Origin of the sequence: Roseibium album, from assembly GCF_001404515.1 — a bacterium.
GTDB lineage: Bacteria > Pseudomonadota > Alphaproteobacteria > Rhizobiales > Stappiaceae > Roseibium > Roseibium album.
Genome location: NZ_CXWE01000004.1, coordinates 501,341 through 516,402, shown reverse-complemented (window position 1 = coordinate 516,402; position 15,062 = coordinate 501,341). Strand labels below are relative to the sequence as shown.

Here is a 15,062-nt window from a genome sequence, read left to right as displayed (position 1 = left end):
AGCGTGCCAACTGGGCACGCTTTTTTCATCAGGACCGTGGTGCCGGTCAGTTCAGAGCTGCGGTGACGGCCATCGCGATTGCGGCCAGGAATGTCGACACGATCAGCATTTTCAGCACGATGTGGTGAGGTGACGTCTCCGCTGCGCGGACCTTGTTGGTTTCAATTGTCATAATTCCCTCCTGACGAGTTGTGTCGCCCACATCCATAGAAATGGGGCCTGCGACAAATTTGCCCAATCACGTTCGCGGAACCGGCTCTCACGGAATCGCGCGGTATGCGTGAAGACCCGAACGGATGATTTTGTCCTGAAACGATATTCGGCTATTCATGAAATCGCTGATTTTTCAATACGGAGCGCGCAGTGCAGGACGAAAGTTTCAAACGGGCTCTTTATGAAGTGCTTGAGGACACGGGCAAACGAAAGGTCGCAGCCCGTACTTTGAGTCATTTCCTGATTTTCCTGATTCTGCTGAACATAGGTCTGGCGGTGTTGGAAACGGTGCCTCAGGTGCGCACAACTTTTGGCCACCATTTGCGGTTTCTTCAGCTCGGCAGCGGGTTCATTTTCCTCATAGAGTACATATTGCGGCTTTATGTTGCCGATCTGCACCCGCCGCTTCGTCGTTATGGTCCGTTGTGGTCTCGACTGCGTTATGCGGCTCATCCCGATGCGATCATCGATCTGATCGGAGCCCTTCCGCTTCTGTTCGTTCTCTTCCTGCCCAATCAGGCCTTCACAATCGTCGTCATCCTTCGATTGCTCAGGTTCCTGAAACTCGCACGCTATTCACCGGCGCTCCGGTCGCTGATTTCGGCTGTCGTCGGTGAGAGGAAGGCGCTTCTGGGTTCAAGCATGATCATCAGCGGTGTGATCCTGTTGTCGGCGACCCTGATGTATCTCGTAGAACATGACGTTCAGCCCGAGAAATTCCGTAGCATTCTTCACGGCATCTACTGGGCAATCACGACGATCACGACTGTGGGCTATGGGGACGTCGTACCGGTCAGCAACCTCGGGAAAATCGTTGGCAGCGTGGTCATGCTGATGGGGTATGGCCTGATTGCGCTGCCCGTGGGAATTATCGCTTCCGCATTCGCGCGCGAAATTCACAGCAGGGATTTTGTTGTCACCTGGTCGATGGTCGCCCGTGTCCCGCTGTTCGAAGACCTGAAGGCAACCGAAATCGCGGAAGTTTCAAAACTCCTGCAGGCACAGGCAATTCGCAAAGGCGGGGTGATAGCAGAAAAAGGCGACGTGGCTGACCGGATGTATTTCATTTCGGAAGGTGAAGTGGCGATCAAGCTGCAACATGAAACGGTTTATCTAGGAGAAGGAAGTTTCTTTGGAGAGCTGGCTCTCATCAATCAAAGCCGCCGAACGGCAACCGTAACGGCCTACCGGGACTGTCAGTTGCTTGTGCTTGAGTCCGACACGCTCCAGGAACTCATGAACAGGGACGAAACGCTTGCCAAAAAGATCATGGACGAAGCGCGCGAGCGTGTCGCTGCCGGCAAGAAGGTGCTTGGCGAACTTGCAGAAGAAGAGCTTCAGCAGGCCGGGGTCTATGCTTCTGCAGACGAGATGAGCGAAGAACCGGAGCTTTCATTCGACAAGGACGATGAAACGGACAAGGATCCCGCCCGGTAGTCTTTATTCAGAGGGCCGGTCAGATTTCAGTCCAGCCTGCAAGCAGCGTCTGTCCTCGGAGTATCGGTCACCTGGATCAACAGCAGGACACAAGGTTCATCGCCTACAACACCCGACAGGTGTCCCTCCCGTCCGTTGGCACCGGGCCTGGAGAGCTGGTCTTCACCAAATGAAGCCATGCCGGGGCCCATTTCCACACGGGTCCCATCCATGCTCTCAACGAACCAGGTTCCCGAGAGCGGAACGATCCACTGCGGCTTCGGATTGCGGTGCCACCTCAACGTCCCGGGCTGAAGGACCAGTATCGTGATGTCCTGAGGATCGGCTGCAAGGCGTTTTACCCAGAGGTCGCTGGCCGGTGGGGCGAAACTCTGCAGTTCAAAATTGGAGAACCGGCAATGGGACTGGTGTGTGACGCCGTCAATATCGGTCCAAAGATGCCAGTAGTGAGCAGCAGGGTCTTTTGTATCGCTTGTCGAATTCATGAGCATGGTTCCGTTGTTGCGCTCGTGCATGGCGCACCAGGAGACTTGCCGCGAGGGGAGCGCTCGCCCGGGATCAGGATGCTGTTTTCCAGGAACGTGACACTCAATATGGCAGCAGGCCTGGCGGCACCTGAGCGTAGAGCGGATCGCCATGCCAGAAAACATCGGTCGGACCCACGGCAAAGTCGATCAGGTTCCATCGATTGTACTGGTAACGCAGCAGGGCGAATGTCATGAGGCCATCCATGTATTCCGCCTGCATTGCATATGTCGTTCTGTTCAAGTCGATGACGCCGCCTCCCGGGCGCTGTGGACTGACCTGGACAAAGGCCCAGCCTGATCCGGCCCGCATCCAGTCAACGACAAATTCAACAGGTGGTCCGACGCGCGCTTCCAGCATCGGACGGATCGCGTTCAAAATGCCGCTTCGGTCCGCTGTCCCGCGTCCTGGCTCGTAGACGGATTGTGCCGAAGCCCCTAGACTGATCGAAATCAGGAGGAAGGCACCCAAGAGAATTCTCGTAAGCTTCTGAAAAAAATGATCAAAAAATCGAACTTCAGAAATTGAATCAAGCATGCTTTCCCCCGTCTGCAGAATCAAAAAGTCAGCTTACTGAAAACCCGGAAAGGCTAACATGAAAACCATCGGTTTGCTTGGCGGAATGAGCTGGGAAAGCACGGTCACCTACTATCAGTTCCTGAACAGAATGGCCCGCGAAAAGCTGGGCGGACTGCATTCGGCGCAATGTCTCATCTGGTCCTTTGATTTTGCCGAGATCGAGGCTGCACAGGCATCGGGAGACTGGGACAGGGCGACTGACATGATGGTGAACGCTGCCCGTCAGTTGGAGCGGGGCGGGGCGGATTGCCTGGTCATCTGCACAAACACGATGCACAAGATGGCCGGAGACGTGGAGGCGTCTGTCAACATTCCGCTTCTTCACATTGCCGATGCGACGGCGCCTTCGATCACGGAAAACGGCTGCAAGACACCTCTGCTCCTGGCAACCGGTTACACGATGGAGCAGGACTTCTACAAGGGAAACTTGAAAGACATACACGGCATCGACGTGCGTGTGCCGGATGCGGACGACCGAACGGAAATTCATCGCATCATTTATGAAGAGTTGTGCAAGGGAGAGATCTGGGCCGACTCAAAGCAGACGCTCCTTGAAATCGTCGCAAAGGAACACGAAGCCGGGGCGGACGGTGTCATTTTCGGCTGCACGGAAATCGGGCTTCTGGTATCAGCCGATGACTTCAGCATTCCCTCATTTGACACAACAACTCTGCATGCTCGGGCAGCGTTGAAATTCGCGCTGGAAACCGGTTGATCGTGTGAATTTCAAGTGTGACAGGCCTGCTTCACGAATAGGGATACGCCAAGCTGCATCACTGCTTCTGACGACCGCATTGATCTGCCTCGCATAATGAGTGTTTTGAAAGTAATTAAGAAATAAATTATGAAATTGTTATGTAAGATATTGCATTTATATCTTTCATATATGGTAAAATAATTTGGACTTTATTTAATTCAGCAACGCCAATTCTTGAGATTTCTGCGGCCATTTCATGGGGAGCCAATTGTACGGTGGGCCGAGATCGGTTGGCCATCGGGCCATGCGGACATCTTCGGACTGCGTCAGGGGAGGGGTTGGCCTGTCGAAAAAAGTCGATCGGATGCCGAAGCGTCTCCTACTTTAGGCCATGTATATTCAAGGTTTAGCAGGTCGCCGGAATTCATCACCTGGTAGAAAGTTACCTGTCAATTTTTGCAGGTGTGTTTGAATATTCAATTAGCTAAAGTTGAAAAAGTTAATCCGTAAGGATGCGTTAATTTCTTAAGTGCGAATTAATGCTCCATCTACGTAAGCGCTTACACGATCGCTATCGATTCGCTCAGTTCGCTAGTCATTCTTTCGTATTCCGAGGTGGAAAAAATGCTCAAGAATATACCCGTCACGCTGAAAATTTTCGGCGGCTTCGGAATAATACTATTACTTCTTGTCGTGACGGGAGCAACGGGCGCACTGAACCTGAGCAGCGGCAATGACCAGTTCACGCGATACCGTTCAATTGCGTTGCAGGCCAACCAGGCGGGCCGGGTTCAGGCGAACCTTCTGGAAACACGGCTGGCGGTCAAGAATTTCATTATCAACGGTTCCGAAGACGCAATTGCGACAGTGGAAAAACGTGCGGCCAGCACGCTGGATCTCGCCGGAAGACTTGGTGAAATGGTCGATTCAGATGCCAAGAAACAGACGGTCACCGTAGCGTCCGAAGAAATGCAGGCATACATCCAGGCATTTGGTGAAGTCACGTCGCTTCAGGACGAGCGAAACAAGCTGGTTCTTGGCTCACTCGATGTATTTGGACCGCAAATCGAGCGCGACCTTACGGCTGTGATGAAAAGCGCGCATGATGACGATGATGCGACGGCTGCCTATTATGCAGGAAATGTGCAACGCAATTTGCTGTTGATGCGTTTGTATTCCGGCAAGTTTCTGATTTCCAACAAGCAGGCGGACTTCGAACGGGCAATCAAGGAATCCGAAGAATTTACCGCCAATTACGAAACCCTGATCGCTTCGTTGCAAAATCCGGAACGCAGAGAGCTGGCGCAGGAAGCGGAACAACTCTTCGTACAGTACGTTTCTGCCTTCAACGACGTTCGCGAGACAATACTTCAGAGAAATGCCATCATCGCCGGGACGCTTGATACGGTTGGGCCAAAGGTTGCTTCGGAAATGGAGCAGTTAAAGCTGGGCGTGAAAAAAGAGCAGGATTCGCTCGGCCCAAAAACAACGGCCGCCCTTGAAACTGCCGTTACCGTAACGATTGCGATCGTCACCGTCAGTATCCTTCTTGGTTCCCTGGCTGCCTGGTTTATCGGGATGGGAATTTCCAAGCCGATCAATTCGATTACAGTCTCGATGAAATCCCTGGCGGAAGGCGACAAGACCGCAGAAATTCCGGATCAGAACCGCAAGGATGAAGTCGGCCTGATGGCGGCAGCCGTTCAGGTCTTCAAGGAAAACATGATCAAGGCGGACGAGCTTTCCGATCAAGAGGCCAAGGAGGCTGAAACGCGGGAAGCCCGTTCCCGAGCAATCGAGAACCTGACACAGGAATTCGACACAAGTGTTTCCGACTTGCTGGGAGGAGTTGCTGGGGCCTCCACCGAAATGGAATCAACCGCTCATTCCATGTCGAACATTGCAAGTGACACAAACGACCGGGCATCGACAGTCGCAAATGCTGCAGAAAATGCCTCCGCAAACGTTCAGACGGTGGCGAGTGCGACCGAAGAACTGAGCAGTTCAATTCAGGAAATCTCCCGCCAGGTGTCTCAATCCGCTGAAATTGCAGGACGGGCTGTCGAGCAGGCCACAAGTACCGACCAGCAGGTACAGGGACTGGCGATAGCAGCGCAGAAGATTGGCGATGTCGTCAAACTGATTTCCGATATTGCGGAGCAAACCAACCTGCTTGCGCTCAATGCAACTATCGAGGCAGCCCGGGCCGGAGAGGCAGGCAAGGGATTTGCCGTTGTTGCGGCTGAAGTCAAGGATCTTGCCAGTCAGACAGGCAAGGCGACGGAGGAAATCGGTCAGCAAATCGCGAGCATTCAGACAGAGACAGAAGGCGCGGTGGCCGAAATTCAGAGTATCGGCAAGACGATTGCGGACATCAACGAGATTGCTTCGGGAATTGCCTCGGCTGTCGAAGAGCAGACCGCTGCAACTCAGGAAATTGCTCTCAGTGTCGAACAGGCAGCAGCTGGAACCGGTGAAGTGACCTCCAACATTCTGGAGGTGACCCGAGCCGCCAGCGAAACCGGATCGGCCGCGACACAGGTGACAGCGACGGCATCTGAACTTAGCAGCAAGTCCGAACAGCTCAAGGCACAGGTCGAGAAGTTCCTGGCCGAAGTCAGAGCTGCCTGATCCAATGGAGGGAGTTGTGGATCTCAACTCCCTTTCAAAACTCTTCCTGACAATCGATCGGGCGAAAAATCTGGCGAACAATAGGAGGGAATGATGGGTGAAGTGGTTTCAATCCTGGGATTTCTGCCTTCTGATGATATCGACAGTTCCAAAAATGAAATGTTGATCGCCGGTTTTCAGAGATTGGTGGATTGTTGGGAAGCCGATGGTGTCGACAGCTATTTCGACAAGTCCGGCGAAGTGGTTGCACTGTCGCGCAACATTATTGAAATGCTCGAATTGTCAAAAACAAATCCGAGCGAGGCGGTGATCGTCCGAAAACTGGCGAAACAGGTAGCGATCGTCATTGACAACTACTCCAGCAGTGTTTGCGTGCTTGGAAAAAACCGATGAAATGCAATGCAGGCCTCAGTCGGATTCCGTTCAGATTGACCTCAGGCTGAATGCGCCGAGCCAGTACCGCTATCGTCATCTGGGTTCCTCTGGAGCTGACCAGATCGGATCCTGCAGCCTGGATGTGGTCAGGTTCGGACCGGAAATTCCATGGGCCTGCAAGAGCACATTGCGGCTTTTATAATCGATCGAATTTCCTGCTTCTCATCCAGGTGATCAGCGACATTCAAATCATCATACTGCGATCTAGTCGCCGGCAGTCGGCGCGGTTTTTACAAAACTCGCTCTCGATCTGAACATCTCAAGCCAGCGGGACAACACCGGAGCGCTCTTCAGGAGCAGGGCACCTTCTTCCGCCTGCTGAAACAGATGCATCATCGAGGCCGCGTGACAGTCAGCGAGGGTCAACTGGTTGCCGAGAAGAAACGGCCCGGACCGCGTCAATTCTTCAAGCGCCGTGACAATTCGTCGGGCCTGACCGATTGCCGATGAGATCCTGACCTCGTCCGGAGCGCTGCCGTCGCGCGGCTTCACCACACGCTCGACATAGATCTCCCAGACAAGCGTCGAATAGGCATAGGCGTCCAGGATGGACAGGATCTGGTTCATCCGTGCTCGCACCTGAATGTCGTCAGGCTGAAGCGCGGGGCCTTCAAGCTGCTCATCGACATAGCGCAGAATGGCGCCGGTCTCGTAAATGACGAATGTGCCGTGCCTTAGAGTGGGGATTTTCGCAAAGGGATTCAGCGCCAGATAGCTGTCCGGTGGGCCACCGGGTGCGAAGACATCAATCGGACACAGGGTGTAGTCGATGCCCTTTTCCTCAAGCGTCAACCTGGCTGAGCGCACATAAACTGAATAGTCCGAGCCGAATAATTCGATCATCTGTGTCCGCTCATCTTGTTGGCCGGCATCAGCCTGGTGGTTCCGTCGATGTTGCATGTCCCCGGAGCAGGGACCGGTCAATAGAGACATTAGCTTGCGTCAAATGACTGAACAACGGGCCTCAGCCCTGTTAATTTTCCGGAGGGGCACGACGCGATTGTTTTCCGTGTCTTGAACAAGCCGAAAAATGCTGTTCAAAGCCTTTGCTCGCGATCTTTTTCCAGGTTGTGGCGCACTTGTTTGTTATCGCCAAGCAATCACGTTTCTTTTTTTAGACGTTCCCGAGATGAACAAAACTCAGGACTATCCTTACGTGTAATTGCGTTGCGTTCTTTTTTATTAACAAGACAAAATTATAATAGTTTCGAGGAATTTTGTTCTCGAATAATACTTTTATTCTCTAGTTCGTGTTGAGCTCTCTGGTACTGTTAATAATTGTACCCTCCTGCATCATTTCTGCAGGTCTTATATTTCATGGAAAAACGACTTTTATAGGGAGATTTATCATGAGCAATGGAGAATATGAAGTTATTGCCACGGTCTCACCTCGTTCGCTTGGCCCGACGACATTATTTGACGCAGAGGAAGCGATCACCAGTGACAATGTAAAACAGTTCAACTCCGATCCTTCGGACGTCCGCGATACAAAGCGCGCCTTGAGCCGGGCGGGGTTCCATGTCTTTGAAGAGGCGTCGAACGAAACAACAATTTCAATCGGCGGTACCGCGAAGCTCTTCAAGGATTTTTTCGGAGCAAAACTGACTAAGCAAAAAGCGGAAATCCGTCCGGAGACGACTGTTGAGTTCATGGCGACAAGCGAGGAGCCGGAGGCAGCCCTCATGAATGCGCCCGATGAATTCAGCAAGCTGATCGAAGGCGCAGTTGTTGCACGTCCTCCCACCTATTTCGCGACTCATCCGATCCCGCCGCTCGCATCGGTTCACAAGGATGCTTACCCCTATCTGATGGTCCCCGATGGTGTTGCCGTCGTGTTGAGAGCGGCCCGGGTTCACCGGCTCGGAGTGACAGGCAAGAATATTGTGGTCGGGATGCTTGATACCGGCCACTACCGGCATCCGTTTTTCAGTTCCCGCGGCTACAGGCTTCTGTCCACGATCCTGGCCCCAGGTGCGACGGACCCGGCCGATGACCCCAACGGCCATGGCACAGGAGAAAGTGCCAACGTGTTCGCCTGCGCGCCGGACTGTAAATTGCGCATGACCAAGATGGGTAACGATACAGTCGGGGCGATAAATGCGGCGTTGAATGCCAACCCCAAACCACAAATTCTGACAAACAGCTGGGGTTACAGCGTCGATACACCCGGGACCACGATCCCGAACTGGCTGAAGCCCCTGGAAGCAGCGGTTGCCAATGCGGTAGCCCAGGGTGTTGTCGTGTGTTTTTCGGCCGGTAACGGTCACTTCGGGTTCCCGGGAAGCCATCCGGACGTGATATCCGTCGGTGGTGTCCACGTGAACCTTCCTGATGAGAACGACTTTGAAGCTTCCAGTTATGCCTCAAGTTTCAATTCAACCTGGTATCCGGGGCGCCAGGTGCCCGACCTTTGCGGGCTGACCGGCAAAGGCGTCAATATCGGCGGAACCAAAGCGCCAAGCCTGATGTTGCCGGTCCAGTCGGGAGCGTCTCTGGATGGCATCGCACCGTCAACCGGCTCGAACACGGACGGGTGGGGACTGTTTTCCGGAACTTCCGCCGCGTGTCCGCAGATCGCAGGAATTTGCGCCCTGATCCTTGAAAAGGATGCGTCGCTTACGCCTGCACAGGTAAAGGACAGCCTGATCAAGAGTGCCCGTGACGTCAAAAAGGGCACAACCCAAATGGGTCACACCGCCACGAGCGGTCCCGATCTTGCGACCGGAGCGGGGCTTGCAGATGCCAAATGGGCATATATCAATACGATGGGTGACGTTGCAGCTACGTTCTTCAACGCCACACGCGAGAAACAGCTGGCAATGGTGACGTCGGGCTCCATGCCGGAATTTTCCAAGGAGTTTATCGACGACATGATAGATACCTTGCGCTCAAGGTAAGGCCTGTAGCAGGCTGAGGAAAGATCGGCATGCGCACGGTGCGCATGCCTTTGTCGGCAATTTGTCCTGAAAGTGGAGACCAATGACGGACGACGACACAGTCTACGGCGCGCAGGTGGTGCTCAAACGAGCCGACGGAACGTCCATCCTGGATGCACAAGAGGCGCTGACCGCCAGCGTGATAGACAAATACAGGGTCCCCCCGGAAGTCCGCGACACCGCGCGCAAGGCGCTGGAAGGATTTGGCTTTCGGGTCACCGGAGATGACGGGACGACGATTTCAATCGAGGGGTCCAGAACGAAATTTGTCGAGACATTCGGAATTGAGGCCGGTGCGGAGGCGGTGGGTGTTGCAGCCCACGCCACCCGGATCCCGGCCAATGTCAGCGACTATGTCGCGGACGTGATCGTACCACCATCGCCTTCATTCTTTTGACATTGCGACGCGGATCCACGCACTAGAGATCCGCCATTTCCTTCGCCAGGTTTTCATCGATCTTGTCGAGAAAACCCGTTGTCGTCAGCCAGCCCTGATCCGGACCCACGAGCAAGGCAAGATCCTTGGTCATGTAACCGGATTCAACGGTTTTGATACAAACGCTTTCAAGCGTCCTGGCAAAACCGGCCAGCTTGTCATTGCCGTCTAGTTTCGCCCGGTGGGCAAGGCCACGGGTCCAGGCGAAGATCGAGGCGATCGAATTGGTCGACGTGCTTTCGCCCTTCTGATGCTGGCGATAGTGACGCGTAACCGTGCCATGGGCAGCTTCCGCTTCCACGGTCTTGCCGTCTGGTGTCATCAGAACCGAAGTCATCAGACCGAGAGAACCGAACCCTTGCGCAACTGTGTCGGATTGGACATCACCGTCATAGTTCTTGCAGGCCCAGACATAACCGCCTGACCACTTGAGTGCAGAGGCGACCATGTCATCGATCAGGCGATGCTCATACCAGATACCCGCATCAGCATATCCGTCCTTGAATTCGGCATCGTAGATCTCCTGGAAAAGATCCTTGAAACGCCCGTCATAAGCCTTGAGAATCGTGTTCTTGGTGGAAAGATAGCAGGGCACCTTGCGTTGCAGCGCGTAGTTCAGTGACGCGCGGGCGAAATCACGGATCGAGTCATCAAGATTGTACATGGCCATTGCGACACCGGAGGAGGGGGCGTCATAGACGTCGCGCTCGATTTCGGTTCCGTCCTCGCCGACAAACTTGATTGTCAGCTTGCCCTTGCCCGGGAACGTGAAATCTGTCGCTCGATATTGATCGCCAAAGGCATGGCGGCCGACGATGATCGGCTGTGTCCAACCGGGAACCAGCCGAGGGACGTTCTGCATGATGATCGGTTCGCGGAAAATGACGCCTCCCAGAATATTGCGGATCGTGCCGTTGGGAGACCGGTACATGCGCTTGAGGTCGAATTCCTCGACACGGGCTTCATCGGGCGTGATGGTTGCGCATTTGATCCCAACCCCGTGCTCCTTGATGGCATTGGCTGCGTCGACGGTGATCTGGTCGTCGGTTTCGTCGCGCTTTTGAATGGAGAGGTCGTAATACTGCAGATCGATGTCGAGATAGGGATGGATCAGCTTGTCCTTGATGAAGGTCCAGATGATACGTGTCATCTCGTCGCCATCGAGTTCGACGACCGGATTTTCGACTTTGATCTTTGCCATGGACGGATGTGCCTCGCGGGATTAGGTGCCGGGATCGGCGAACGAAGTCTTGCGATACAGAGTTGTACCGGAAAACAATTGTGCGCGCTTGTATACAATCGAAGTTTGCAATGCAACACGCTCCATTCCCGCTCGACTGAGATTGCGTTTTTTTTGCCGGTTAGGGCATATGACGCTTCGAAACAGCGCGTCTACAGAACAAAATGAAAGATAATCTGATTTTTTTTGCCTCTGACATGCTTTGAAAGATATCGAATGAACAATGGGTGAAGCGCTTTCATAACCTTTATCAGTGGTAAATTTGCGGGTGTTCCAGCCCGAAAGAGATTTTGCTTCAAAGTGTTTACTCTTGTTCAAATGAATGTATTTTGACTATTTACATTTTGTTAACTTATAGAATTTGAGAATATACACAAATAAAATTCAAATTTTAAAAAATTATACTTTGCAATACTATTTTTTATATACCCCAAGTTGGTGGATAGCTTGCTTTCCGTAACCCAGAGTATGGGCCGTCTGCTGCAGGATTTTTGATTTTGCGGATCTAGGGAAACCTGTTTTGAGAGGCTTCATGCATCCGGCATTTAATTTTGGGTTCAAAAACGGTCCAGTCATTCCACAGGCTGTCTTCGGGTCTTCCGTTGCCGCGAGTTTCAAGTCGGGGCGGTGGTCTTCAGAGATTTCTCAAGGGACACCGGCGATCGACCCGGAAGACACGGACATTTCCGGCGCAACTTCGTTCGGCGCACGTTGGATACAGTTTCTCGGATCAGGGCCGGCGTGGAAATCAGCGCGATCCCGCAAGGAAGATCCTACCGACACTGATGTCGCTGAAGTGGAAGACGACGCTTCTGGTTCTTCTGTTGAGCCTGACATGAGCGATGCCGGAAACGACAGCCCGCTCAAGGCGCTTTTCGATTCACTCTTTGATGGCGAACCTGACGCGAACGGTGAAGGCAACCAACCTGCGAGACCGGACACAAATACCCCGGTAGCTGAACCGGGGGGCGCTACCGAAAACACCGGTCATGATGCCCGTTCCACTGAGCAGGCTGCGCAGCCGGGGGAAGGCGACAGCACGGCATCGGTTTTCGAAGCCTTTGCCCCAGCGGTTGGTGACGACGGCATTATCCTGCACGATCAAACCTGCCCATGCCCGGGATGTGGTGCCCGGGAAGAAAGCAGCGTGACGCTCAATGCGGATTCTGAAGCGGGTCTGAGCTCGACTGGAACGACTTCCGCGCCGTCTACGCTGGGAGATATGGCAGACTATCTGACCAGCGGTTACTGGGCGGACAAGGGACTGAATGTTTCCAATTCGGAAGGGACATTGTCCCACAATCTTGGAACATCCGGAACCGACGCCAACAATGGCGTTCTCCATTACAACCTCTCCGGTTTTTCCTCCGACAGCAATGGCATTACCGAAGAACGCAAGGTTCTGGTGCGTGAGGCCTTCAAGTTGTTCGAAGCGACGCTTGGCATTGATTTCGAAGAAACGACTTCGACAAACACGTCTGAAGTCGATTTCTTCTTCAGCGACAATTCCTCCGGTGCCTGGGCCAACTACAGCTACTACAGCAGCGGTACAATTGCGGCGAGCTATGTGAATGTTGCAAGCTCCTGGTCGGGGGGAACGTCGACCTACAACGACTACACGCTGCAAACGATCTTCCACGAGATCGGTCATGCGCTCGGCCTCGGTCACCAGGGCAACTACAACGGCTCTGCGACCTTCGGTGTCAGCAACAATTTTGCAAATGACAGCTGGCAGGCATCGATGATGTCCTATTTCAGCCAGACAGAGAATACGAATGTAGATGCGTCGGGTGCGCTTTTGCAAACACCGATGTCCGTCGACTGGATGGCGCTGGATGCGATCTACGGGTCACAAGGTTACGGCGTTTCGAATGCATTTACCGAAAACACGACCTGGGGCTTCAACACGACGGTAACGTCCGATGTGAGTGATATCTGGGCGCAATGGTCGAGCTATGCGCACAAGACCGCGTCAACAATTGTCGACAGCGGTGGCATCGATACGCTCGACCTGTCGGGCTATGGCAACAATTCCGTAATCAACCTTGCGCCAAGCGACAGTCAGTCAACGGGACCTTCGGTATCAAGCATCGGCGGCAGAACTGGAAACCTGACAATTGCGGAAGGCACGATCATTGAAAACGCGATCGGCGGTTCGGGAGCGGAGACTTTCCATGGCAATAGTGCCGACAATACCCTGACCGGGAATGGTGGCAACGATACATTCCACGACAGCGCGGGCAATGACACTTATCTCGGTGGATCGGGAACGGATACGGCTATCTTCTCCGGCAATTTTTCGGACTACAGTTTTGCCGTGAGCGGCTCGTTCCTTCAGGTCATCAATGTTGCCGTGGACCTTGTGGAGTTTACGGTCGAGTGGCTTGGGTTTGCAGATCAGACAGTCAGCCACCAGTCCATCCTGGATTCGCTCGAGGCGGACACGAATTCCGCGCCCGATGCAGAAAACGACAGCTACACTGTCGGTGAGGATGGCCTGCTTTCCGGCCAGAACCTTCTTGCCAATGATACGGATGCCGATGGCGACGGCCTGTCGGTTGCCTCGGTCAATGGCTCTTCCGCTTCGGTCGGCTCGCAGATCGTGCTGGATTCCGGTGCGCTGCTGACGGTGAATGCCGACGGAACATTCTCTTATGACCAGAACGGTGCCTTTGATCACCTGGACGATGAAGAGACGGCAACGGAGACCTTCTCTTATGTTGCCAGTGACGGAGAGGGGAACTCCGAACCGGCAACGGTGACGATCACCATTGAAGGATCGCATGACAACACGGCACCGGTCTCGGTCGACGACAGCTACACTGTCGGTGAGGATGGCCTGCTTTCCGGCCAGAACCTTCTTGCCAATGATACGGATGCCGATGGCGACGGCCTGTCGGTTGCCTCGGTCAATGGCTCTTCCGCTTCGGTCGGCTCGCAGATCGTGCTGGATTCCGGTGCGCTGCTGACGGTGAATGCCGACGGAACATTCTCTTATGACCAGAACGGTGCCTTTGATCACCTGGACGATGAAGAGACGGCAACGGAGACCTTCTCTTATGTTGCCAGTGACGGAGAGGGGAACTCCGAACCGGCAACGGTGACGATCACCATTGAAGGATCGCATGACAACACGGCACCGGTCTCGGTCGACGACAGCTACACTGTCGGTGAGGATGGCCTGCTTTCCGGCCAGAACCTTCTTGCCAATGATACGGATGCCGACGGAGACGGCCTGTCGGTTGCCTCGGTCAATGGCTCTCCTGCGTCGGTCGGCTCGCAGATCGTGCTGGATTCCGGTGCACTGCTGACGGTGAATGCCGACGGCACGTTCTCCTATGACCAGAACGGTGCATTCGATCACCTGGGCGATGAAGAGACCGCAACGGAGACATTCTCTTATGTTGCCAGCGACGGCGAGGGGAACTCCGAACCGGCAACGGTGACGATCACCATTGAAGGATCGCATGACAACACGGCACCGGTCTCGGTCGACGACAGCTACACTGTCGGTGAGGATGGCCTGCTTTCCGGCCAGAACCTTCTTGCCAATGATACGGATGCCGACGGAGACGGCCTGTCGGTTGCCTCGGTCAATGGCTCTCCTGCGTCGGTCGGCTCGCAGATCGTGCTGGATTCCGGTGCACTGCTGACGGTGAATGCCGACGGCACGTTCTCCTATGACCAGAACGGTGCATTCGATCACCTGGGCGATGAAGAGACCGCAACGGAGACATTCTCTTATGTTGCCAGCGACGGCGAGGGGAACTCCGAACCGGCAACGGTGACGATCACCATTGAAGGATCGCATGACAACACGGCACCGGTCTCGGTCGACGACAGCTACACTGTCGGTGAGGATGGCCTGCTTTCCGGCCAGAACCTTCTTGCCAATGATACGGATGCCGACGGAGACGGCCTGTCGGTTGCCTC

12 protein-coding genes are annotated in these 15,062 nt (G+C 54.1%); 7 read left to right on the top strand and 5 right to left on the bottom strand.

Annotated features, from left to right (window positions below; all coding sequences use genetic code 11):
• Positions 1-46: 46 nt before the first annotated feature.
• A complete protein-coding gene (locus LA5095_RS33415) occupies positions 47-172 on the bottom strand; it encodes a hypothetical protein (protein WP_268873255.1) in 126 nt (41 codons plus the stop codon).
• 191 nt (positions 173-363) lie between these two features.
• Between LA5095_RS33415 and LA5095_RS15740 the strand changes: the two genes are divergently transcribed.
• The gene (locus tag LA5095_RS15740) at positions 364-1,650 is read left to right on the top strand and encodes a cyclic nucleotide-gated ion channel (protein ID WP_055116458.1); all 1,287 of its coding nucleotides are present in this window, start codon (positions 364-366) and stop codon (positions 1,648-1,650) included.
• Positions 1,651-1,676: 26 nt separating this feature from the next.
• On the opposite strand, the gene LA5095_RS15735 is transcribed toward LA5095_RS15740, so the two are convergent.
• Positions 1,677-2,135 (bottom strand): cupin domain-containing protein, encoded by a 459-nt coding sequence (locus tag LA5095_RS15735; RefSeq protein WP_055116961.1) that lies wholly within the window; start codon positions 2,133-2,135, stop codon positions 1,677-1,679.
• Between the two features lie 103 nt (positions 2,136-2,238).
• Entirely contained in the window at positions 2,239-2,646 is a 408-nt protein-coding gene (locus LA5095_RS15730; protein WP_208992712.1) for a hypothetical protein, read from the bottom strand.
• Positions 2,647-2,770: 124 nt separating this feature from the next.
• Between LA5095_RS15730 and LA5095_RS15725 the strand changes: the two genes are divergently transcribed.
• From LA5095_RS15725 to LA5095_RS15715, 3 genes are all read left to right on the top strand, one after another.
• Complete coding sequence (locus LA5095_RS15725) at positions 2,771-3,469, top strand: aspartate/glutamate racemase family protein (protein WP_055116456.1); 699 nt, start codon at positions 2,771-2,773, stop codon at positions 3,467-3,469.
• A gap of 606 nt (positions 3,470-4,075) precedes the next feature.
• Complete coding sequence (locus LA5095_RS15720; protein WP_055116454.1) at positions 4,076-6,082, top strand: HAMP domain-containing methyl-accepting chemotaxis protein; 2,007 nt, start codon at positions 4,076-4,078, stop codon at positions 6,080-6,082.
• 93 nt (positions 6,083-6,175) lie between these two features.
• Positions 6,176-6,475, top strand: a complete 300-nt coding sequence (locus LA5095_RS15715; RefSeq protein ID WP_144436008.1) for a hypothetical protein — start codon at positions 6,176-6,178, stop codon at positions 6,473-6,475.
• Positions 6,476-6,721: 246 nt separating this feature from the next.
• On the opposite strand, the gene LA5095_RS15705 is transcribed toward LA5095_RS15715, so the two are convergent.
• Positions 6,722-7,360, bottom strand: coding sequence for a glutathione S-transferase family protein (locus tag LA5095_RS15705; protein WP_055116957.1), 639 nt, complete (start codon positions 7,358-7,360; stop codon positions 6,722-6,724).
• Positions 7,361-7,866: 506 nt separating this feature from the next.
• Between LA5095_RS15705 and LA5095_RS15700 the strand changes: the two genes are divergently transcribed.
• Together LA5095_RS15700 and LA5095_RS15695 are read left to right on the top strand one after the other, a co-directional pair.
• Positions 7,867-9,414 (top strand): S8 family serine peptidase, encoded by a 1,548-nt coding sequence (locus LA5095_RS15700; RefSeq protein ID WP_082442429.1) that lies wholly within the window; start codon positions 7,867-7,869, stop codon positions 9,412-9,414.
• A gap of 82 nt (positions 9,415-9,496) precedes the next feature.
• Complete coding sequence (locus LA5095_RS15695; protein WP_055116448.1) at positions 9,497-9,850, top strand: hypothetical protein; 354 nt, start codon at positions 9,497-9,499, stop codon at positions 9,848-9,850.
• Between the two features lie 22 nt (positions 9,851-9,872).
• On the opposite strand, the gene LA5095_RS15690 is transcribed toward LA5095_RS15695, so the two are convergent.
• The gene (locus tag LA5095_RS15690) at positions 9,873-11,090 is read right to left on the bottom strand and encodes an NADP-dependent isocitrate dehydrogenase (protein ID WP_055116446.1); all 1,218 of its coding nucleotides are present in this window, start codon (positions 11,088-11,090) and stop codon (positions 9,873-9,875) included.
• Between the two features lie 571 nt (positions 11,091-11,661).
• Between LA5095_RS15690 and LA5095_RS15685 the strand changes: the two genes are divergently transcribed.
• A partial coding sequence (locus LA5095_RS15685; protein WP_055116444.1) for a cadherin-like domain-containing protein occupies positions 11,662-15,062 on the top strand: 3,401 nt, incomplete at its 3' end.

What these genes read in the sequence shown, in the direction of transcription:
- LA5095_RS15690 (WP_055116446.1), bottom strand. Translation starts at nt 11,090, where the DNA reads ATGGCAAAGATCAAAGTCGAAAATCCGGTCGTCGAACTCGATGGCGAC.
- LA5095_RS15735 (WP_055116961.1), bottom strand. Translation starts at nt 2,135, where the DNA reads ATGAATTCGACAAGCGATACAAAAGACCCTGCTGCTCACTACTGGCAT.
- LA5095_RS15705 (WP_055116957.1), bottom strand. Translation starts at nt 7,360, where the DNA reads ATGATCGAATTATTCGGCTCGGACTATTCAGTTTATGTGCGCTCAGCC.
- LA5095_RS15695 (WP_055116448.1), top strand. Translation starts at nt 9,497, where the DNA reads ATGACGGACGACGACACAGTCTACGGCGCGCAGGTGGTGCTCAAACGA.
- LA5095_RS15700 (WP_082442429.1), top strand. Translation starts at nt 7,867, where the DNA reads ATGAGCAATGGAGAATATGAAGTTATTGCCACGGTCTCACCTCGTTCG.
- LA5095_RS15720 (WP_055116454.1), top strand. Translation starts at nt 4,076, where the DNA reads ATGCTCAAGAATATACCCGTCACGCTGAAAATTTTCGGCGGCTTCGGA.
- LA5095_RS15715 (WP_144436008.1), top strand. Translation starts at nt 6,176, where the DNA reads ATGGGTGAAGTGGTTTCAATCCTGGGATTTCTGCCTTCTGATGATATC.
- LA5095_RS33415 (WP_268873255.1), bottom strand. Translation starts at nt 172, where the DNA reads ATGACAATTGAAACCAACAAGGTCCGCGCAGCGGAGACGTCACCTCAC.
- LA5095_RS15725 (WP_055116456.1), top strand. Translation starts at nt 2,771, where the DNA reads ATGAAAACCATCGGTTTGCTTGGCGGAATGAGCTGGGAAAGCACGGTC.